This window comes from Aeromonas sp. 602396 (assembly GCF_049173735.1).
GTDB classification, from domain to species: Bacteria; Pseudomonadota; Gammaproteobacteria; order Enterobacterales; family Aeromonadaceae; genus Aeromonas; species Aeromonas veronii_A.
Map to the genome: position 1 here is coordinate 13,583 of NZ_JAAKSD010000018.1, position 19,433 is coordinate 33,015.

Genomic DNA, 19,433 nt, shown 5'->3' on the forward strand with positions numbered 1-19,433 from the left:
AACCCTGTTCAGACGGTTTCTGATTTGATGCTGTTATTGCGTTCCATCTGTTCGGCCACCTGATCGGCGCGCCAGATGCTGTTGATCACATGGAGCAGGGCGTGGGCCGAGGATTCGATGATGTCGGTGGCCAGTCCCATGCCGTGGAATTTGCGCCCTTTGTACTCGGCGACGATATCGACCTGACCGAGGGCATCTTCCCCTTCGCCCTTGCTCTTGAGGGCATATTTGTCGATGCGGATCTCATAGCCGGTGATGCGGTTGATGCACTGGTAGACCGCATCCACCGGGCCATTGCCGGTGGCCGCTTCGCAGATCAGATCCTGTCCCACCTTCAATTTGACCGAGGCGGTGGCCAGTACCGAGCTGCCGCTCTGCACCCCGAGGTACTCCAGTTTGAAGTGTTCCGGCTCTTCGTGGATCTGGCTGAAGAAGGCCAGTGCTTCGAGGTCGTAGTCGAACACCTGCCCCTTCTTGTCGGCCAGGGTCAGGAACTTGCCGTAGAGGTGGTCGAGGTCGTAGCTGCTCTCGGCGTAGCCCATGGACTCCATCCGGTGCTTGATGACGTGGCGGCCGGAGCGGGAGGTCATGTTGAGGTTGTTCTGGGTCAGGCCAATGCTCTCGGGGGTGATGATTTCGTAAGTGTTTTTCGCCTTGAGCACCCCATCCTGATGGATGCCGGAGCTGTGGGAGAAGGCGTTGGCCCCGACGATCGCCTTGTTGGGCTGCACCGGCATGTTGCACAGCTGGCTGACCAGTGTGCTGGTGCGATGAATTTCGTTGTGGCGGATATTGGTTTGCACCCCGAGCAGGTCGGCGCGGGTTTTGAGGATCATCGCCACCTCTTCCAGCGAGCAGTTGCCCGCCCGCTCGCCGATGCCGTTGATGGTGCACTCGATCTGGCGTGCCCCCATCTGCACTGCGCCGATGGAGTTGGCTACCGAGAGCCCCAGATCATCGTGGCAGTGGACCGAGATGATGGCCTTGTCGATATTGGGGACCCGGTTGAACAGGGTGTGGATGATGCCGGAGAACTCGGTCGGTACCGTATAGCCCACGGTATCGGGGATATTGATGGTGCGGGCCCCCGCCTTGATGGCGGCCTCCACCATGCGGCAGAGATTATCGATCGGCGTGCGGCCCGCATCCTCGCAGGAGAACTCCACATCGTCGGTGTAGCGCAGCGCGTGCTTGATGGCGCCGACCCCCATCTCCAGCACATCCTCGAAGCTCTTTTTCAGCTTGCTCTCCACATGGATGGAGGAGGTGGAGATAAAGGTGTGGATGCGAAACGCCTCGGCGACCCGCAAGGCTTCGCCAGCGGCGTCGATATCCTTGGGCAGGGCGCGGGCGAGTGCGCAGACCCGGCTGTTCTTGATGTGGCGGGCGATGGTCTGCACCGATTGAAAATCGCCGGGAGAAGATACCGGGAAGCCCACCTCCATGACGTCGACACCGAGCCGCTCCAGCGCCTGGGCGATCTGCAGCTTCTCCTTGACTGTCAAACTGGCCGCCAGGGCCTGCTCACCATCACGCAAGGTGGTGTCGAATATGATGACCCGATCTGACATGTGACTTCCCTCTTCCTAAGTTCGGTAACGTGCATCCTGCGGCGGCATAAAAAAACCCGTGCAGGGTGCACGGGTTTTTGTAAATTCCGGCTATGCCTTAGCCCGGCTACAAGGATCCCGCGCGAGTTAACGCGATTAGGGAGATTAGTAGTAGCGGGGTGGCGATACGCATGACGTTGTTATTCCTTCCAGTCGATAACGCTTTTACCAATATCGAGATTTTTATGCTGTGTCAACACGGAAGGTCAGGGGCAATCTGCTGACGTATTTAATCGGATTGTAAAGGATTGCAAATTTCCTTGTCCCATATTCGGCCCATGACCGATTATCTGGTCATTCCTGCTGTGCTCTATTCTCTGCACAACCAGATCGACTTATCAGCATTGGCTGAATTATCTGAGGTGTTAAATGGAAAAACGTAGACCTGGTCGTCCGGTCGGACGTTCTGACATTCGTGACAAGTTGCTTGCTGCCGCCCGTGAGCGTTTTCTCAATACTCCCTATAGCAAGGTGACTACACGCGAAATCGCGGAGCTTGCTGGCTCCAATCTGGCAATGATCCACTACTACTTCGGCAGTAAAGAGGGTCTTTACAAAGCGGTGCTGGGCGATGTCGCCGAGCCCCTCGACCATGCCTGGCAAGATGAACACAGCAATCACAGCCTCAACGAGCTGCTCAACACCTACTATCAGGTGATGGCGCCCAACAGCGAGCTGACCTCTGCCATCTCCAGCGCATTGTCGACCGAGAAGAGCCCGGGCCGGGATTTTGTGCTGAACCGCCTGTTGGAACGTCAGCTGCCGCAGTTCGATGCCCTGCTGGAAACCATGAAGTCCAACGGTGAGCTGGGTGACAATCTGGATCCCGACATGCTGAAGATCTCCTTCCTCAGCATGATGTGGCAGCCGTTTGTGATGAAAGATCTCTACGAGCAGGTGTTTGGCCTGAAAGTGGATGAGCACTTCATGGCCCGTCTGGCGGACCACAACTGCCGTCTGATGGAGACCGGTCTGCGCGGCAGCCACTGATTTTGCCGCAACATCGAGATTAAAAAGGGCCATTCGGCCCTTTTTTCATAAATCTGTTATCCCTTGTTCAACGTAACGTCATCCCGCTTTCTTACTCTGCAAGCAGAATTCAGGGAAGGAGGGGATATGAACAAGATCCAGCAATGGGACCTGCAGGTGTGCCGGGTCTGCCTGCTTCACGGCTACAACCGGCAGCAGGCGAGGGTGAGTCGTCTCATTTCCCGCACCGGCGATGGCCCGCTTTACGCCGTGCTGGCCGCCCTGCTCTGGTGGCAGGGGGAGGCAGAGCGGGAGCTGGTGCGACTGGCGCTGCTAGCCTTCGCCATCGAACTGCCCCTCTATCTGCTGCTGAAAAACAGCCTGAAACGGCAACGGCCGGTCGGCTTGCCGGTCTTTATCACTCCTTCCGATCGTTACAGTCTCCCCTCCGGCCACACCGCCGCCGCTTTTCTGATGGCCACCATACTGGCCACCGGCTTTCCGCTCTGGGCGCCCCTGCTGTTTGGCTGGGCGGCGCTGGTGGGGGCATCCCGGTTGCTGCTCGGGGTACACTACCTGAGCGATCTGGTTGCCGGTGCCCTGCTGGGTGGCGGTTGCGCCGTGCTGGCGCTCAGCTGGAGCCACTCATGAGGATACTGTTTGGGGTGCAAGGCACCGGCAACGGTCATATCAGTCGCAGTCGCACTTTGGCGCGGGCGCTGCGTACGGCAGGGGTCGAGGTGGATTATCTCTTCAGCGGCCGCCCTGCCGACCGCTACTTCGACATGGAAGAGTTTGGCGCCTACCGCGCCTTTCCCGGCCTAACTTTTGTCAGTCACGAGGGGCGCGTTTCTCCGTGGCGCACCCTGCAAGCCGCCTCGCCGCTCACCTTCTGGCGGGATCTGCGGGCTCTCGATTGCAGCGAATACGATCTGGTGGTGAGCGATTTTGAGCCGTTGACCGCCCACGCCGCCCGCCGCTATGGCAAGCCGAGCCTCACCGTCAGCCATCAGGCCAGCTTCAACTGGCCCATCCCGCGTTGGGGGGAGGATGGGGTCAGCCGCCAGCTGATGCGCCACTTTGCCCCGGTGGATCAGCCGCTCGGGCTGCACTGGTTTCACTTCGGTCACCCTTTGCTGCCGCCGGTGATCGACCCCATCACCGCCGCACCGGATAACGGCGAGATCCTGGTCTATCTGCCGTTCGAGCAAACCGAGGCGATCGCTGCCCTGTTGTCGCGCTTTGGCCAGCAGCGCTTCGTCTGCTTTCACCCCGCCATTCGCACCCCCAGCCAGTGGCGCAACCTGCGCTTCGAACCGCCATCGCGGCACGGGTTTATCGCCGTGCTGGCCGGTTGTCGCGGCGTCATCTCCAACGCGGGTTTCGAGCTGGCTTCCGAGGCACTCACCCTCGGCAAGAAGCTGCTGGTCAAGCCCCTCGGCGGCCAGTTCGAGCAGCTGACCAACGGCAAGACCCTCGAGATGATGGGACTGGCGACCCTGATGGATGTGCTCGATGCCAATCTGGTGCGCACCTGGCTCGACAGCGCCTCGCCGGGGGCGGTTTGCTACCCCGATGTAGCGGGGGAGCTGGCCCGCTGGCTGGCGGCGGGCGCTGACGAGAGCGTGGCCTCTCTGTCACGGCGGCTCTGGGCGCGCACTCTGTTTCCGGAGGAGGTAAGTGATCGCCTGAGCGAGCTGGATGGGGGCGACTGTTTATCCAGTTGCTGGTTATCGCAAGTGAGCGTTGTTGACTAGACTGAAAGGCGATCCCACCAAGGAGAGGACGGAGCAAATGCGCTTTACCAATGAAAACGGCGAAGTCATGAACCTGGCTGACAATCTCACCCTGCACGAGTTGCTCGATATGGGTGTCAGCATTTCGGTCAGTGAAGAGACAGATCCGGATCAGCAGATCTGGTTGGCGGAGCCGGATCAGGACAACTGAGTCATCATCCGGCATCAAGCCCACCGCTGAACGGTGGGCTTTTTTGTGGCTGTTTTCCCCCTCAGCGGAATGATCCGCTGGCCATTCCCCGACTTCCTTCCCTTTTGTCTCATGGTCGCTGCGGCAAGTCATTGAATGTTAATAGCCGGTTGAAATGTATGACTGTTCTGGTCAGATAAAGCCGTGGACAAGCGTTATGAAGCGGGTTAAGTTGGTTTTTCACCCTATTTTCGTGTGAATGACGGAAAAATCCTTTTTTTCTACTGTCGACGGGGCTGAATTGGACCGATCTGCATTCAGATAACAACAAGAAACTGATCGGGCTGTGCCGGGAAGCACGGCATCGTCGGCGGGATTCGCTAAACGGAGCAAAGCCTGGAGGGCTTTATCATGGAGATGTTATCAGGCGCCCAGATGGTGGTTAGAGCGCTGGAAGATCAGGGAGTTGAGCACGTCTTCGGCTACCCTGGTGGCTCAGTGCTCGACATCTATGACGCTCTCTTCGAAAACGGCAAGATGGAGCATGTCTTGGTGCGGCACGAGCAAGCCGCGGTTCACATGGCGGACGGTTACGCCCGTTCCACCGGCAAGGTGGGGACAGTGCTGGTAACGTCAGGCCCGGGAGCGACCAACTGCATTACCGGTATTGCCACCGCCTATATGGATTCCATTCCGCTGGTGATCCTCTCCGGCCAGGTGCCGACCAGCATGATCGGTGAGGATGCGTTCCAGGAGACCGACATGATCGGTATCTCCCGCCCGGTGGTGAAGCACAGCTTCCTGTGCAAGAAGGCGAGCGATATCCCTGAGGCCATCAAGAAGGCCTACTACATTGCCGCCAGCGGCCGCCCGGGGCCGGTGGTGGTGGATCTGCCCAAAGATGTGCAGAACCCGAAAGAAAAATTCCCCTACCAGTATCCCGAGACAGTCTCCCTGCGCTCCTACAACCCGACCAAGTCTGGTCATAAAGGGCAGATCAAGCGGGCTGCCAAGCTGCTGGTAGAAGCCCAGCGCCCGGTGATGTACGTGGGCGGCGGCGCTATCAACGCCAATGCGGACCATCTGGTGACCAAGCTGGCGGAGCTGCTGAACCTGCCGGTGACCACCACCCTGATGGGGCTGGGGGCTTTCTCCGGTGTCCATCCGCAATTTATCGGCATGCTGGGGATGCACGGCACCTTCGAAGCCAACAAGACCATGCACAACGCGGATCTCATCTTTGCCGTGGGTGCCCGCTTCGATGACCGCGTCACCAACAACGTGGCCAAGTTCTGCCCCAATGCGACCGTGGTCCATATCGATATCGACCCCACCTCCATCTCCAAGACGGTGCAGGCCCATGTGCCTATCGTCGGCTCGGTGGAAACCGTGCTGGAGCAGATGCTGGAAGTGATCCGCGAGTGTGGCTTCGATAACGACAAGGAGGCGCTGGCGGACTGGTGGAACCAGATCAATCAGTGGCGCTCCCGTCACTGTCTAGCCTACGAAAAATCGTCCACCCAGATCAAGCCGCAACAGGTGATCGAGACCCTCTACAAGGTGACTCAGGGTCAGGCGTTCGTTGCCTCCGACGTGGGCCAGCACCAGATGTTTGCTGCCCTCTACTACCCGTTTGCCAAACCGCGCCAGTGGATAAACTCGGGGGGCCTCGGCACTATGGGATTCGGCATTCCGGCCGCCATGGGGGCCCAGTTTGCCAACCCGGATGCGGTGGTCTGCTGCGTCACCGGCGACGGCTCGGTGCAGATGAATATTCAGGAGCTCTCTACCTGCATGCAGTACGGGGTGCCCATCAAGATCATCTCCATAAACAACCGTGCGCTGGGCATGGTCAAGCAGTGGCAGAAGATGTTCTACGGCGGCCGTCACAGCCACTCCTACATGGAGTCCCTGCCGGACTTCGTCAAACTGGCGGAAGCCTACGGCCACGTCGGCATCGCGGTGAGCGATCCGGCCGAGCTGGAGAGCGCCATGGAGAAGGCCTTCGCCATGAAGGAGCGGCTGGTGTTCATGGATATCTCGGTCGACCCGGATGAGCACGTCTATCCGATGCAGATCAAGTTTGGCGCCATGGATGAGATGTGGCTGAGCAAGACGGAGAGAACCTGACGATGGAACATATTATTTCGGTCGTGCTCAAGGAGCTCAAGTTTGGTTCCATCAAGGACGAGATGTGGCTGAGCAAGGCGGGGGAAATATCATGAGGCATATCATTTCGGTACTGCTGGAGAACGAATCCGGCGCCCTGAGCCGCGTGGTGGGTCTCTTCTCCCAGCGCGGCTACAACATCGAGACCCTGACGGTGGCACCGACCGAGGATCCCACTCTGTCGCGCATGACCATAGTCACCATGGGTGACGAGCGGGTGCTGGAGCAGATCCAGAAGCAACTGCACAAGCTGGTGGATGTGCTCAAAGTGTGCGATTTGAGCGAAGGGGAGCATATCGAGCGGGAGATCGCGCTAGTCAAGGCGCGCGCCGCCGGTGGGGCCCGTGACGAGCTGAAACGGCTGGCGGATATCTTCCGTGGCCAGATCGTCGACGTCACCCCCGAGCAGTACACGGTGCAGCTGGTGGGCACCAGCGAGAAGCTGGATGCCTTTATCAAGACTGCCGCCCAGACCAACGAGATCATCGAAGTGGTGCGCTCCGGCGTCTGCGGTATCTCGCGGGCGGACAAGGCGCTGCGGCCTTGATGGCTGGCGGGACAGCTGATGACTCGTCAGCTGCCGCAGAGTGAAAGGAAAGAGGGCTCTGCGGAGCCCTCTTTGTTTGGTTTTTCTTTATGATGGGAGGGGTGATGTTCGGTATTCATGATCTTGCTCTGTTTATGGTCTCGGGGCTGCTGCTCAACATCATGCCGGGACCCGACTCCCTGCTGGTTATGCTGCGCAGCGGTTCGCAAGGGTGGCGTGCCGGTTCGGTCGCGACCCTTGGCATCGGCACTGGTGTCATGGTGCATGTGTTGGCGGCGGCCCTCGGTCTGTCGGCCCTGCTCAGTGCCTCGGCCGAGCTGTTTGCCCTTATCAAGCTGGCTGGCGCCATCTACCTGATCTATCTGGGGTTCTCCCTGCTGCGCCAGCAAGCAACGGGTTCCATGGAGAGAGGGCTCACCTTGCCCGCCCTATCCTATGGCCAGATTTACCGGCAGGGTGTGCTGACCAATGTGCTCAACCCCAAGGTCGCGCTCTTTTTCCTCGCCTTCGTGCCCCAGTTCATCGCACCGGATGCCCCCGACAAGGCGCTCGCCTTTATCCTGCTTGGTTGCATCTTCAACCTGGGCGGCATCATCTGGTGTCACTTGCTGGTCTTTACCACCGTCTATGCCAGCCACAGGGTACGGTTGTCACAGCGTCTTGGTCGCTGGCTCAACCGGGGCATTGGCACCCTGTTTGTCGGGCTAGGGATCAAGCTCGCCAGCGACTAGCTCGCTGCTTTCTGACCTGAGGCAGATTATCGTGCACCGCGCTGTGGTATGGTCGGCAGTCAGCTGCGGGGCCAGCCCCGCTCTCTCTTTTTCAGGTCAGCCCCACTGGCCGCAGCAGCGAGATCCCTTGCCCAGATGAACATCGCCCGGCTCAAGAACTTTACCGAGATTGTGAAGAACAACTTCAACATCTCGGCGACGGCGGAGAAGCTCTACACCTCCCAGCCAACCCTCAGCAAGCAGATGAAGATGCTGGAAGATGAGCTGGGGCTCGCCCTCTTTACCCGCAAGGGGAAGAATCTGGTCGGCTTGACCAGCGCAGGCGAGCAGGTGATGGAGCTGGCCAAGGGGGTGGTGGCACAGGTGGAGCAGATCAACCAGCTGTCGCTCGGGGAGCAGCTGGCCACCAGCGGGGTGCTGCGTATCGCCACCACCCACACCCAGGCGCGCTACAAGCTGCCAGCGGTGATCACCGAGTTCAGTCGTCGCTACCCTGACGTGGCGATTCAGCTCCATCAGGGGGCGCCTGCCCAACTGGCCCAGATGGTGCAAAGCGGCGATGTAGATATGGCGATCGCCACCGAGTCCATGTATCTGTTCGACGAGCTGGCCGCGGTGCCCTGCTATCGTTGGGGGCGCAGCGTAGTGGTGCCGCACGGTCATCCGTTGATCGACTGCCAGCCGCTCTCGATGGCGGATCTGGCCCGCTATCCCCTCATCACCTATGTGTTCGGCTTTACCGGCCGATCCAAGATGGATAAGGCCTTCAGCCGTCACGGCCTTTCGCCGAAAACCGTGCTGACCGCCACCGACACCGACGTGATCAAGCACTACGTCCGGCTTGGTATGGGGGTCGGGGTGATTGCAAGCGTGGCCTTCGACGAGGGGGACAGGGAGGCTCTGGTGAGCCTCAACATCGACCACCTGATCGCCTCGAGTGCCACCCACATCTGCCTGCGCAAGCATGCCCATTTGCGTGACTACATGTACGACTTTATCCACCTCTACGCCCCCCATATCAGCCGGGAGACGGTGCAACTTCATCTGATCAATCAGCCACCGACTGCCAATATGGCGGAGTTGCCGTGGCTCTAGCCGCTGGGGGCTGCCGCGTACAGAGCAAAAATACAGAGATAAAAAAGAGAGGCCTTGGCCTCTCTTCTGGTTTTATCGGTATGCGGGATTAAGCGCTGCGGGTCGCCAGATTGATAAAGATCTGGGCTCCGACCAGCAGGCAGTCGTCATCCAGGTAGTAGGGGATTTGACCTGATGCAGGTAGTTGCAAATCCCTTGGCCTGTCAGGCGCTTTTAGTCGTGGCCAGATTGATAAAGATCTGGGCTCCCACTAACAGGCAGTCGTCATCCAGATAGTAGGGATTCGCATGCAGATAGTTGCAGATCCCCTTGGCCTGACAGCCGCTGCCGAGGAAGAACATGGCTCCCTTGCGGCCACGGCAGGCGTTGACCATGTAGCTGAAATCCTCGCTGCCGGTCATGGGTTGACCCTGAGCGTTGATCCCCTCAGAGGGTAATACGTCGGCGGCCGCTTGCAGCAGACGGGCGCAGGCATCGGAGTGGTTCTCCACCGCCGGATATCCGGCATAGACCATCTTGGTCTTGAAGCCGCGCAGTTCGCTCTGGGCCACGATCTCCTTGAAGCTGTTCTTCAGGATCTGGTCGGTCTCGGCATCCATGGCTCGGATGGTGCCGCGCGCCTGCACATGGTCGGCGATGGCATTGGGGATGGTGCCGCCGTTGATCATGCCGCAGCCAAATACCGCCGGGCTGAACGGACTGGTGCGCTTGGCGACGATGTAGTCCATGTCCTCGATGATCCGCACCGCTTCACGGATGGCATCCAGCCCCTTGTGGGGGGTCGAGCCGTGGGCGGAGATACCGTGCACATCCAGCGTCCAGGCGGAGCCCCAGGAGGACATGACACCGTGGTTGAACTTGATGGTGCCGGTCTCCATGGCGCCGTCGTTATGGAGGGCATAGACCTCGTCTACCCCCTTCATGCAGCCCAGTTCAACCATCTTCTCGGCGCCCGGCACCCGCATATCCTCTTCCGCCATCTGGAAGATAAAGCGGACGTTGTACTGCAGGCGATCGCGGTTGGCGGCCAGAAACTTGGCTGCGGTCAGGGCGATCGCCATATGGGAGTCGTGACCGCAGTTGTGGGCCATTCCCTCGTGGGTCGACTTGAACGCAACCTCGCTCATGTCGTGCATCTCGAGGCCATCCATGTCGGCACGGAAGGCGATGGTCGGCAGCACAGGATCAACTACCAGATCGCCGTGGAAACCGGTGAAGCCTGGGTAGTCGGTGAGACGGTAGCCAAAGCCTGTCATCAGCTCGCGGCAGTAGGCCGATGTCTTGAACTCGACGCCAGAAGCCTCCGGAATGGTGTGCAGATGGTGGCGCACTTCCTGACTGAAGTCGCGCAGGGCCAGCAGGGCCGGTTCAATGTGGATGTTGTTCATCAGATGATCCCTTGGATGGAGAAGCCGAGCTGGGCCACTAGTGAGGCGCCGAAGAAGCAGCAGGTGGAGACGATCATGAAGATCAGGATCACTTTCCAGGACATCTTCTTCAGCTCTTCCAGCTGACCGCCCACCGAGAGACCGGCAAAGGCCAGCAGCGGTACGCAGCAGGAGAGGAAGGAGATCTTGGCGACGGCGTCAATGAAGAGGCCGCGCACCGGGGTCTCCGGCAGGCAGATGAGAATGCCGATGATGGTGGCATAGGCAAACGCCGGCAGGGAGGAGGGCAGATAGCGCTTGGCAATCAGCGAAGCGAACACCACCAGCGACATGGCGATGAAGCTGTCGCCCATCAGCCAGAGCGGGGTGCCGGTAGTCAGGGTCTGGGTAAACATGGCCAGCAGGATCGCCAGAAAGACGAACCGCATATCCATTACGATGCTTTTCATGCTTTCTCTCCTTTGGCAGTCAGGGCATAGATTTTTTCAGCGAGCGGCAGACCCAGATAGGTGAGGGAGAGGGCGCCGAGGGCGGAGGAGAGCAGATTCGATGCGGCGGCGATACTCAGCACCTGCTGGGCCAGCGCTTCGTCGAGACCGTTGATCAGGGCGCCGGAAGCGGCACTCAGCATGGAGCCTGAGCCCACGCCGGAACCGGCGGCCAGCGCCAGCGGGTGCAGACCGGTGAGCGGGGCGATACTGCCCAGCACGCTGAACCAGAGGGTGCCGATGACGGAGCCGCACAGGTAGATGGCCAGCACACCGATGTACTCCTGGGAGCCGGTACCGAACTTGCCCTGGATCACCGCGACGGACGGCTCACGGCTGATGGAGGAGCAGGCCCCGATGGCGCGGCGGCCAAAGCCGAACTTCACCGCCAGCGGAATGGCGATCAGGATTGGCAGCAGGTTGCCGATCTCCTGCAGGAATAACGGCACGCCGACGCTCAGGATCATCTTCAGGTTGGGGATGATCATCCCCGCGTACTGGGTACCCAGGATCAGCAGGCTGAAGCCCACCATCTTGCCGCAGAAGCCCTCTTCTTTCTCGGTGAAGAGCTGCTTCCAGCCGGGTATGCGATCCTTGACCGGTTTGGCGGAGACAATCATGCCGATGATGACGGCAAAGAGCATCGGCAGGATCGGAATGATGGCGATGCCTATCTTGATCTCCTGCTTGCCTATCAGGTACTGGGCCACAAAGATCAGCATGGCGGTTGCCAATATGCTGACCGTGACCGTCTTGAGGGGACTGGTTTGCTGCATAGTCTTTTCTCTTGTTATTCCCATGTGTGGCCATCGTCAGGATTGTCCAGACCGATGATGGGGGCATGATAGGGAGGGTCGCGGGGGAGGAATGTGACCTTCATCAAGCTGGCCATATGGCATTTTTTCATGGGGTATGCCCTTTAACCCTATGGATACCAAGGGTTAAATGCCGTTAACAGAACGTCAGCATTGGCTGGACAAGATACGCAAACAGGAGGGAAATGGTGACACCGCCCAGCAGGGCGGTGACGCGTATCAGACGGGCGTTTTGAGGCGGGCACTGCGCAGCAGCAGGGGCAGTTGGTAGAGCACCAGGGCGCCGAGCACCAGTCCGGCTCCGGCCAGTTTGGCGCCGCCGAGGGGTTCGCTATAGAAGAGGGTGCTCAGGATCAGCGTCCAGACCGGTTCCAGCAGCATCATCAGGGCTGCGTGAGCGGTAGTCATCTTGCTCAGTGCATGGGTGAGCAGCCAGTAGCGCAATGTGGTGGCGATCAAGACGCTCGCCGCAAACCAGCCCCAGATGCCGTGGCTGACTCCAGCCTCGGGCCACTGCTCGGTCAGCAGGGAGAGCAGGGTGCCGAGCAGGCCGGTCATCGCCAGCTGGATACAGGTGAGCCAGGTCGGTGCAATGGATTGGGCGAAGTGGCGATGGACGGCAAGCTGGATGCCGAGGGTGGTGGCCGCCGCCAGAAACCAGAACAGCGAGAGCGACACGCCCCAGTGGGTACTGCTGGAGAGCAGCAGCAAACCGGCGATGGCGATGGGCAGGGTGAGCCAGTAGTGGCGGCTGGGCTTGGCCCGAAAGGCTCCCCATGCGGCCAGCGGGGCCATCAGGGTGGCGACGCTCATGATAAATGCGCCGCTGCCCAGCGCATCGCTCTGGCTGATGGCGGTGACCCACAGCAGCAGGCTGGCACCGAGCAATGTGCCGCAACCGGCAGCGCGCACCAGCTGGGCGCGGGTCGGCGGCGGTTCACGCAGCCAGGCGAGTGGGAGCAACAGCAGCGCCGCCAGCAGGAAGCGGCTGCCGATAAAGGCGGCAGGGGGCAGTTCGCGGATCGCCTCTTTCGAGAAGAGCCAGCCAGCGGCGGCCAGCAGGGTGACCAGTACCATCAGCAGCAGGGGAGTGCGGTTCATCGGGGTCGTCATGGTGAAATGGAGGGGAGAGCATAAAGGAAAGGCGCCAGGTATTGCTACCTGACGCCTTTCGCATCTGCCTTGAACCGCCGTCGCGGCTCGCGGCCAGCAATCAGTTCATGCCGTAACGCTTGAGCTTCTTGCGCAGGGTGCCACGGTTGATACCCATCATCACGGCAGCGCGAGTCTGGTTACCACGGGTGTACTGCATGATCACGTCCAGCATCGGCGCTTCGACTTCGGAGAGAACCATATCGTACAGATCAATCACTTCCTGACCGTTCAACTGGGCCAGGTAGTTACGCAGGGCCTGTTGCACAGAGTCACGCAGGGGGCGCTGGGTCGGCTCGGCAGCGTGATTGTGAGTAGTTGTTACCAATGCATCAGAAGTCAGGGTTTGTTCGAACATATTCGGTCGGCTCTTTAGTTATCTTGTTAACCTAATCCATCGAAATACGCTTCGAGTGCCTCAAGTTGCGCGTCTGCGCAATCCAGGGCATTGAAGTGCTTACGGAATTCTCGGCCCGTCTCTTCTTCATCCAGATACCAGCCCACGTGTTTACGGGCTATGCGCGCTCCCAGATATGCACCATAAAACCGGTGCAGGTTGGTTACATGCTCGTTCATCAGGGTGCGAACCTCTTCCCTCTCGGGAGGCGGCAGCTTGGTGCCCGTCTCAAGAAAATGACGGATTTCCCGGAAAATCCAGGGTCGTCCTTGCGCAGCTCGGCCGATCATCACGGCGTCTACACCGGTATAGTCGAGGACATACCGGGCTTTCTCCGGGCTGTTGATGTCACCATTGGCGACAACAGGAATCGATACGGCCTGCTTAATCGCCCTGATCGTGTCGTACTCCGCTTCGCCCTTGTAGAGGCATGCACGGGTACGACCATGCACGGCAAGGGCCGCGATACCGCAATCTTCGGCGATTCGGGCGATCTCCACGCCATTGCGGTTATCCGGATCCCATCCTGTGCGGATCTTCAAGGTGACAGGCACCTCCACTGCATCCACCACGGCCCGGCAAATTGCTTTGACCTGATCGGGGGCACGCAGCAGGGCAGAACCTGCCAACTTCTTATTCACTTTTTTTGCCGGACATCCCATGTTGATGTCGACGATCTGTGCGCCCTGCTCCACGTTGTAGCGGGCAGCAAACGCCATCATCTCGGGGTCGGCTCCGGCAATCTGGACCGATCGCAATCCGCCTTCTGCAGAGTGATCCATCCTCATCCGGGTTTTCTGGGTATCCCAGACATCCGGGTTGGCCAGCAGCATCTCGGAAACGGCCATGCCAGCCCCCAATCGCAAACAAAGTTCACGGAATGGTCGGTCAGTTACACCGGCCATGGGAGCCACAATCAAGGGAGTTTCAAGCGTGTGGGGACCTATCTGCATTCCACGGTTACCATCGGCTTAGGGCGGCGTATATTACGCATTTTTTAGGCAGGAGAAAAGGTTAGTATTTGAGCGTCAGCCATTTTTTTCTGAAAAAAACGTCGCGCCAAGGCTTGCAAATTCTGGAGTTATTGAAAAACGGCCAGATTGCCGGAGAGTGAGCGCTGTACCATTCGGGTCGGACGCCTGCATAATTGTCAGTCCACTTGCAGGCCCGCTTTGCGTTATGATAGCTGGCTTAAATCGAGCAAATGCTCCAAACATTTATGCAACAAAAGCGGATTGGGGATCTATGACGTCAAGGTTCATTAAATCACTCTGGCCGTGTCTGATGGGGGCCGTGCTGGGGTCGGCGCAGGCGCAAACCATCAGTTTTGGCGAAGCCTGGACCCGGGTCATCCAGCAGGATGAAGGGCTGGCTGCCGAGCAGGCCGGGGTCGATCGGGCCAAGCAGCTGCGCGAGGCGGCCAAGGATATGTATCTGCCCAAGGTGGATCTGGGGGCCAGCTATACCCATCTTGATCAGCCGATTGAACTTGATGCCCTCGATCTCAATCCGCTGGCCAAGCAGAAAGATCTGATCCTGGCACTCGGCAGCCTGTTCGGGGTCGGAGCCAACGCATTTGTCACCCCCCTGACCAAACAGAATGTGGTGACCAGCTCGGTCAAGATGCTCTGGCCGCTGTTTGCCGGTGGTCGCATCGATGCGGCGCAGGATATCCGCCAGGCGCAGGTGAGCGAGGCGCAACAGCTGCTGGTGCTCAAGGAGCAGTCCACTTTCGAGAGCCTCTCCCAGACCTATTTCGGCGTGGTGCTGGCTGCTCAGGTGGTGCAGACCAAACAGGAGATCGAAGAGGGGCTGGCCCACCATCTGGATCATGCCAAGAAGCTAGAAGCGCAGGGCCAGATAGCCAGGGTGGAGCGTCTCTCCGCCCAGTCGGCCTATGACAGAGCGCGCATCGATACCCAGAAGGCGCGCCGCAGCCTCGAGATCGCCGAACTGGCCCTCGGCCGCATGCTGAAGTTGCCAAATGCCCAGCCGGGCAGCGGCCTGTTCGTCAACAAGGAGCTGCCGCGCCTCGAGGGGTTGGTGAGCCAGACCCTGGAGGTGCACCCCGGTCTCAAGCTGCTCATTGCCAAGAAGGAGCAGGCCAAGGGGATGATCCGGGTCGAGCAGGGCAAATATGCCCCCGAGGTGTTCCTGTTCGGCAACTACAACCTCTATGAAGATGATTCGCTCGCCTCCAAGACCGCGCCGGACTGGCTGGTGGGGGTGGGTGTCAGCATGCCGCTGGTGAGTCGCGATGGCCGTTCCGAGACGGTGCAGGCAGCCAAGAGCGCCGAGCTGCAGGTCAATCTGCTGCAGGCCAAGACTCGCGATGATCTGAAGCTGCTGGTGGAGAAGACCTGGCGCGAAGCAGCGCAGGGGCTGGAGGAGTATCAATCCCTCTCTTCCACCCAGGCGTTGGCAGAGGAGAACGTGCTACTGCGGGACAAGGCCTTCGGGCAGGGACTCTCTACCTCCCTTGATGTGGTGGATGCCCAGAACCAGCTGGCGGGGGTGAAGACTCAGCGCGCGGCGGCGGCCTATCAATATGTAGTGTCGCTGGCCCGCCTGCTGGCGCTCTCCGGCCAGATGAACAGTTTCAATCAATATCAGCACGGTCAGGTGATCGAGGTGAACTCATGATCGCACTCCAGTCCGTGCCTTTTTCTATCTCTGTTTCGACCGCCAAGGGTCGCCCGTTTGTCGAGGTGAAGTGATGAGCCATCCCCCCATCAAAAAGAAGATGAGCCAGGGTAAACCGCTGTTGTTGCCGCTGGTGCTGGTGATCCTGGTGGTCTGGCTCGGCTGGCGCTTCTGGCTCGCCTATCAGCCCGAGCCGGTGCATCTGCAAGGGCAGATTGAAGCGCAGCAATATTCGGTCTCCTCCAAGGTGCCGGGCCGCATCGACGAGGTGCTGGTTAAAAAGGGCGATCAGCTGACCAAGGATCAGCTGGTCTTTACCCTGGCGAGCCCCGAGATCGAAGCCAAGCTGAGCCAGGCCAAGGCCGGTGAGGCCGCAGCGGGTGCGCTGGCGCAAGAGGCGGAGAAGGGGGCCCGTGCCCAACAGATCGCCGCTGCCAAGGATCAGTGGCAAAAAGCCAAGGCTGCCGCCCAGCTGCGTGGCAAGACCTATGAGCGGGTTGCCAGCCTGCACCGCGACGGCGTAATGCCGCTGCAAAAACGCGATGAGGCCTGGACCGCATGGCAAGCCGCCCGCTACAGCGAAGGGATGGCGTGGCAGCAGTACCAGATGGCGCTGGAAGGGGCGCGGGAAGAGACCAAGATCGCCGCCCGCGAGAAGGCCAAAATGGCGGCGGGTTCCGTGGCTGAGGTAGAGGCCTATCTGGCCGACACCCGCATCACCAGTCCCCACAATGGTGAAGTGAGTCAGGTGCTGCTGCGTAGCGGCGAGCTGGCGCCGCAAGGCTTCCCTGTGGTGACGCTGCTCGACATGAGCGATGCCTGGGCCCAGTTCCACATCCGTGAAGATCTGTTGCCCCGTTTCACCGTGGATACCGAGTTTGATGCCCGCATCCCGGGCCTTGGCGACCAGATGGTGCGCTTCAAGGTGACCCATGTGGCCGTGATGGGGGATTTCGCCACCTGGCGTGCCACCGATACCCGTCAGGGCTTCGATATGAAGAGCTTCCAGGTGGAGGCTCGCCCGCTGCAACCGGTTGAGGGGCTGCGGGTTGGCATGAGTGTGCTGGTTGAACTCTGATGGGACGTGAATTTCGGCTGCTGTGGCAGGATCCGTTCAGCCGTGCCCTGATGAGCTGGGTACCGCTGCTGCTGATGGGGATCCTCTGCTGGATCTTCTCGGCAGGGCTGGCCCGCGACCTCAAGGTGGGGCTGGTGGATCTCGACCGAAGCGTACTGTCGCGCCAGCTCGCCTTCTCGCTGGATGGCTCGGCCGGGCTCAAGGTGGCCAATCAGTTTGACTCCATCGATGCCGGTGCCCACGCCCTGCGCGGTGGCGACATCTATGCGCTGGTGGTGATCCCCAACCATCTGGAGCGGGATGCCCGCCGGGGTACCCAGCCGCAGGTGACAGTGTTCAACAACGGCCAGTTCATCCTGATCGCCAAGCTGGTCAACTCGGCGCTGGCGCAGGTGGTAGGCACCCTTAACGGTCAGGTCGGTGTGCTGGAGGCGATGGCCGAGGGCAAGGCACTGCCCGGCGCGCTCGGGCAGTCGGTGCCTATCAGCAGTCAGGTCACTGCGCTCTATAACCTCAACTCCAGCTATGCCCAATTTCTGCTGAGCGCCATTCTGCCCGCGGTGTGGCAGATCCTGGTGGTGCTGTTCGGCCTCAATGCGCTGGCCCGTACCGATCGGCTGGGGCTGGACTGGACCACTCGCGGTGTCTGGTTTGGTCTCTGGCGCACCCTGCTGCCCCACGTGCTGATTGGCTGGGGCTGGGGGATAGTCTGGACGCTGCTGCTGTTCAAGGGCTTCTCCTACCCCATGCACGGCAGCTGGCTGGTGCTGGTGGTGGGTCTGGGGCTCGCCTCGGGCGCCTGCGTCACCATGGGAGCCTTCTTTTACGGCATCATCCGGGATCCGGCCCGTGCCCTGTCGCTGGCGGGGGCTTACACTGCGCCCGGTTTTGCCTTTATGGGCGTCACCTTTCCGGTGAGCGCCATGGGGGATTTCGCCCGCTTCTGGCGCAGCCTGTTGCCGGTCTCTCATTATGTCGAGCTGCAGATTGGTCAGAGCAACTACGGTCTGCCAGTCGCATCGGCGTTGCCGCAACTGGGGGCGCTGCTGTTGTTCCTGCTCCCCCTACTGCTGGTGGTACGTCGTTACAAGCAGCAGGCCGAGCTGGCCCGTCAATCAGCCGCAGTGGCGAGCGCCGAAAAGGAGCCTGAGTGATGCTGGGATTTGTCGATCTGTTGCGCCTCGAACTGCGCACCCTGCTGGCGGATCGCGCCATCATGCTGACCCTGTTTGGCGGGGTGATCTTCTACTCGTTTCTCTATCCCCAGCCCTATCTGCATCAGCTGCCGCGGGAAGAGGCGGTGGTGGTGGTCAACGACGATGACAGTCAGCTGTCCCGTCAGCTGGAGTTTATGGCCGATGCCACGCCGCAGGTAAAGCTGGTGGCGCGAGCCAATTCGCTGGCCGAGGCGCGCCAGCTGATGATGGCCGGGGAGGCGAGCGGGATCCTGCACATCCCCAACCACTTCTATCGGGATCTGATGCAGGGCAAGAGCGTCACCCTGAGTTATGCCGGTGATGCCTCCTACTTTCTGGTCTACGGCACCATTGCCGAAGGGCTGGCGCAGGCCGGTGGCACTCTCGCCGCGCAGGTGAAGGTGGCGCGGCTGTTGAGTCACGGTGAGGCGCTGCCACAAGCGGCCATGGGCTGGAATGCGGTGGCCCTCAACGTGGTACCGGTGTTCAACCCCACCATGGGCTATGTGAATTACGTGGTGCCGGCGGTGTTCGTGCTGATCCTCCATCAGGTGTTGCTGATGGGGGCGGGGATCCTGGGGGCGACCCAGAACCAGCGCAGTTGCCGCGGCGAGCATGGTTACTGGCAAAGCGCGCCGGTGTTGCCGCTGCTGCTGGCCAGAACCCTGGTGCTGGCTGGGTTGTTCCTGCTGCCGGTGAGCTACTTCCTCGGCTTCTGTTTCGATCACTACAATATCGCTCGTCATGCAGATCCGGTGCAGCTTTGGCTGTTTGCCCTGCCGTTCCTGCTGGCGACCTGCTGGTTCGGGATTGTGCTGGGGGCGATCTTTACCCGGCGGGATCTGCCCACTCAGGTGGTACTCATATCCTCCCTGCCGCTGGTCTTTCTGGCGGGCTTTATCTGGCCGCTCGAGCTGATCCCTACGCCTCTCAACTGGCTGGCTCAGTGGGTGCCCACTATCCCCGCCATCGAGGGTTTTCTGCGCCTTAACCAGATGGGGGCCGACTTTGCGCAGGTCTCCCGCTACTGGTGGCAGCTGTGGGGTCTGGCGCTGCTTTACGGTGTGCTGACCTGCCTGTTGCTGCGTTGGCGGCAGCAGTCACTGCCGGTGGCCAGTCAGCCGGTCGTAAAGAGTGAGACGACCGCCGGTTAAGTGGGATGGTGCAAGCGCCCGTGAGATGGTGTGTGCGGTAAAGCGAAAACGGTCAGCCCTTGGGCTGACCGTTTT

At 60.2% G+C, this 19,433-nt stretch carries 19 protein-coding genes; 12 read left to right on the forward strand and 7 right to left on the reverse strand.

The window, feature by feature from the left end:
- Window positions 1–8: 8 nt before the first annotated feature.
- On the reverse strand, window positions 9–1,571 hold the full coding sequence (gene leuA, locus G5229_RS18405) for a 2-isopropylmalate synthase (RefSeq protein ID WP_005341192.1): 1,563 nt from the start codon (window positions 1,569–1,571) through the stop codon (window positions 9–11).
- 408 nt (window positions 1,572–1,979) lie between these two features.
- On the opposite strand from leuA, the gene G5229_RS18410 reads away from it, so the two are divergent.
- The 8 genes from G5229_RS18410 to G5229_RS18445 all read left to right on the forward strand — a co-directional run bounded on the left by G5229_RS18410 (window position 1,980) and on the right by G5229_RS18445 (window position 9,047).
- Window positions 1,980–2,600, forward strand: coding sequence for a TetR/AcrR family transcriptional regulator (locus tag G5229_RS18410; RefSeq protein WP_005349170.1), 621 nt, complete (start codon window positions 1,980–1,982; stop codon window positions 2,598–2,600).
- A 126-nt stretch (window positions 2,601–2,726) separates the two neighbouring features.
- Window positions 2,727–3,230, forward strand: coding sequence for a phosphatase PAP2 family protein (locus tag G5229_RS18415; RefSeq protein WP_005358196.1), 504 nt, complete (start codon window positions 2,727–2,729; stop codon window positions 3,228–3,230).
- Window positions 3,227–4,336, forward strand: a complete 1,110-nt coding sequence (locus G5229_RS18420; protein ID WP_101531313.1) for an MJ1255/VC2487 family glycosyltransferase — start codon at window positions 3,227–3,229, stop codon at window positions 4,334–4,336. The genes G5229_RS18415 and G5229_RS18420 overlap by 4 nt, the downstream gene beginning before the upstream one ends.
- 37 nt (window positions 4,337–4,373) lie before the next feature.
- Window positions 4,374–4,526 carry a hypothetical protein gene (locus G5229_RS18425; RefSeq protein WP_005341188.1) on the forward strand — a complete coding sequence of 51 codons (153 nt, stop codon included), beginning with the start codon at window positions 4,374–4,376 and terminating at the stop codon, window positions 4,524–4,526.
- Between the two features lie 390 nt (window positions 4,527–4,916).
- A complete protein-coding gene (locus G5229_RS18430) occupies window positions 4,917–6,635 on the forward strand; it encodes an acetolactate synthase 3 large subunit (protein ID WP_421209968.1) in 1,719 nt (572 codons plus the stop codon).
- Window positions 6,636–6,726: 91 nt separating this feature from the next.
- On the forward strand, window positions 6,727–7,221 hold the full coding sequence (gene ilvN / locus G5229_RS18435; protein WP_005311605.1) for an acetolactate synthase small subunit: 495 nt from the start codon (window positions 6,727–6,729) through the stop codon (window positions 7,219–7,221).
- 104 nt (window positions 7,222–7,325) lie between these two features.
- On the forward strand, window positions 7,326–7,952 hold the full coding sequence (locus G5229_RS18440; RefSeq protein WP_421209970.1) for a LysE family translocator: 627 nt from the start codon (window positions 7,326–7,328) through the stop codon (window positions 7,950–7,952).
- Window positions 7,953–8,087: 135 nt separating this feature from the next.
- The gene (locus tag G5229_RS18445; protein ID WP_421209972.1) at window positions 8,088–9,047 is read left to right on the forward strand and encodes a LysR substrate-binding domain-containing protein; all 960 of its coding nucleotides are present in this window, start codon (window positions 8,088–8,090) and stop codon (window positions 9,045–9,047) included.
- 203 nt (window positions 9,048–9,250) lie between these two features.
- Here G5229_RS18445 and G5229_RS18450 read toward each other — a convergent pair whose 3' ends face one another.
- The 6 genes from G5229_RS18450 to dusB all read right to left on the reverse strand — a co-directional run bounded on the left by G5229_RS18450 (window position 9,251) and on the right by dusB (window position 14,240).
- On the reverse strand, window positions 9,251–10,435 hold the full coding sequence (locus tag G5229_RS18450) for a M20 metallopeptidase family protein (protein WP_421209974.1): 1,185 nt from the start codon (window positions 10,433–10,435) through the stop codon (window positions 9,251–9,253).
- Window positions 10,435–10,884 carry a hypothetical protein gene (locus tag G5229_RS18455; RefSeq protein WP_033114935.1) on the reverse strand — a complete coding sequence of 150 codons (450 nt, stop codon included), beginning with the start codon at window positions 10,882–10,884 and terminating at the stop codon, window positions 10,435–10,437. The genes G5229_RS18450 and G5229_RS18455 overlap by 1 nt, the downstream gene beginning before the upstream one ends.
- Window positions 10,881–11,699: a DUF3100 domain-containing protein gene (locus G5229_RS18460; RefSeq protein WP_005339140.1), complete on the reverse strand. Its 819-nt coding sequence runs from the start codon at window positions 11,697–11,699 to the stop codon at window positions 10,881–10,883. The genes G5229_RS18455 and G5229_RS18460 overlap by 4 nt, the downstream gene beginning before the upstream one ends.
- A gap of 258 nt (window positions 11,700–11,957) precedes the next feature.
- On the reverse strand, window positions 11,958–12,839 hold the full coding sequence (locus tag G5229_RS18465) for a DMT family transporter (protein WP_421209976.1): 882 nt from the start codon (window positions 12,837–12,839) through the stop codon (window positions 11,958–11,960).
- A 112-nt stretch (window positions 12,840–12,951) separates the two neighbouring features.
- The gene (fis, locus tag G5229_RS18470; protein WP_005309538.1) at window positions 12,952–13,248 is read right to left on the reverse strand and encodes a DNA-binding transcriptional regulator Fis; all 297 of its coding nucleotides are present in this window, start codon (window positions 13,246–13,248) and stop codon (window positions 12,952–12,954) included.
- Between the two features lie 26 nt (window positions 13,249–13,274).
- The gene (dusB, locus tag G5229_RS18475) at window positions 13,275–14,240 is read right to left on the reverse strand and encodes a tRNA dihydrouridine synthase DusB (RefSeq protein ID WP_019445016.1); all 966 of its coding nucleotides are present in this window, start codon (window positions 14,238–14,240) and stop codon (window positions 13,275–13,277) included.
- Window positions 14,241–14,532: 292 nt separating this feature from the next.
- Between dusB and G5229_RS18480 the strand changes: the two genes are divergently transcribed.
- From G5229_RS18480 to G5229_RS18495, 4 genes are all read left to right on the forward strand, one after another.
- A complete protein-coding gene (locus tag G5229_RS18480; protein WP_368176298.1) occupies window positions 14,533–15,930 on the forward strand; it encodes a TolC family protein in 1,398 nt (465 codons plus the stop codon).
- Between the two features lie 73 nt (window positions 15,931–16,003).
- Window positions 16,004–17,008, forward strand: coding sequence for an HlyD family secretion protein (locus tag G5229_RS18485; RefSeq protein WP_368176299.1), 1,005 nt, complete (start codon window positions 16,004–16,006; stop codon window positions 17,006–17,008).
- Window positions 17,008–18,162 carry an ABC transporter permease gene (locus G5229_RS18490; protein WP_368176300.1) on the forward strand — a complete coding sequence of 385 codons (1,155 nt, stop codon included), beginning with the start codon at window positions 17,008–17,010 and terminating at the stop codon, window positions 18,160–18,162. The genes G5229_RS18485 and G5229_RS18490 overlap by 1 nt, the downstream gene beginning before the upstream one ends.
- On the forward strand, window positions 18,162–19,358 hold the full coding sequence (locus tag G5229_RS18495; protein WP_421209979.1) for an ABC transporter permease: 1,197 nt from the start codon (window positions 18,162–18,164) through the stop codon (window positions 19,356–19,358). Before G5229_RS18490 ends, G5229_RS18495 begins: the two co-directional genes overlap by 1 nt.
- The last annotated feature ends 75 nt before the right edge of the window (window positions 19,359–19,433 follow it).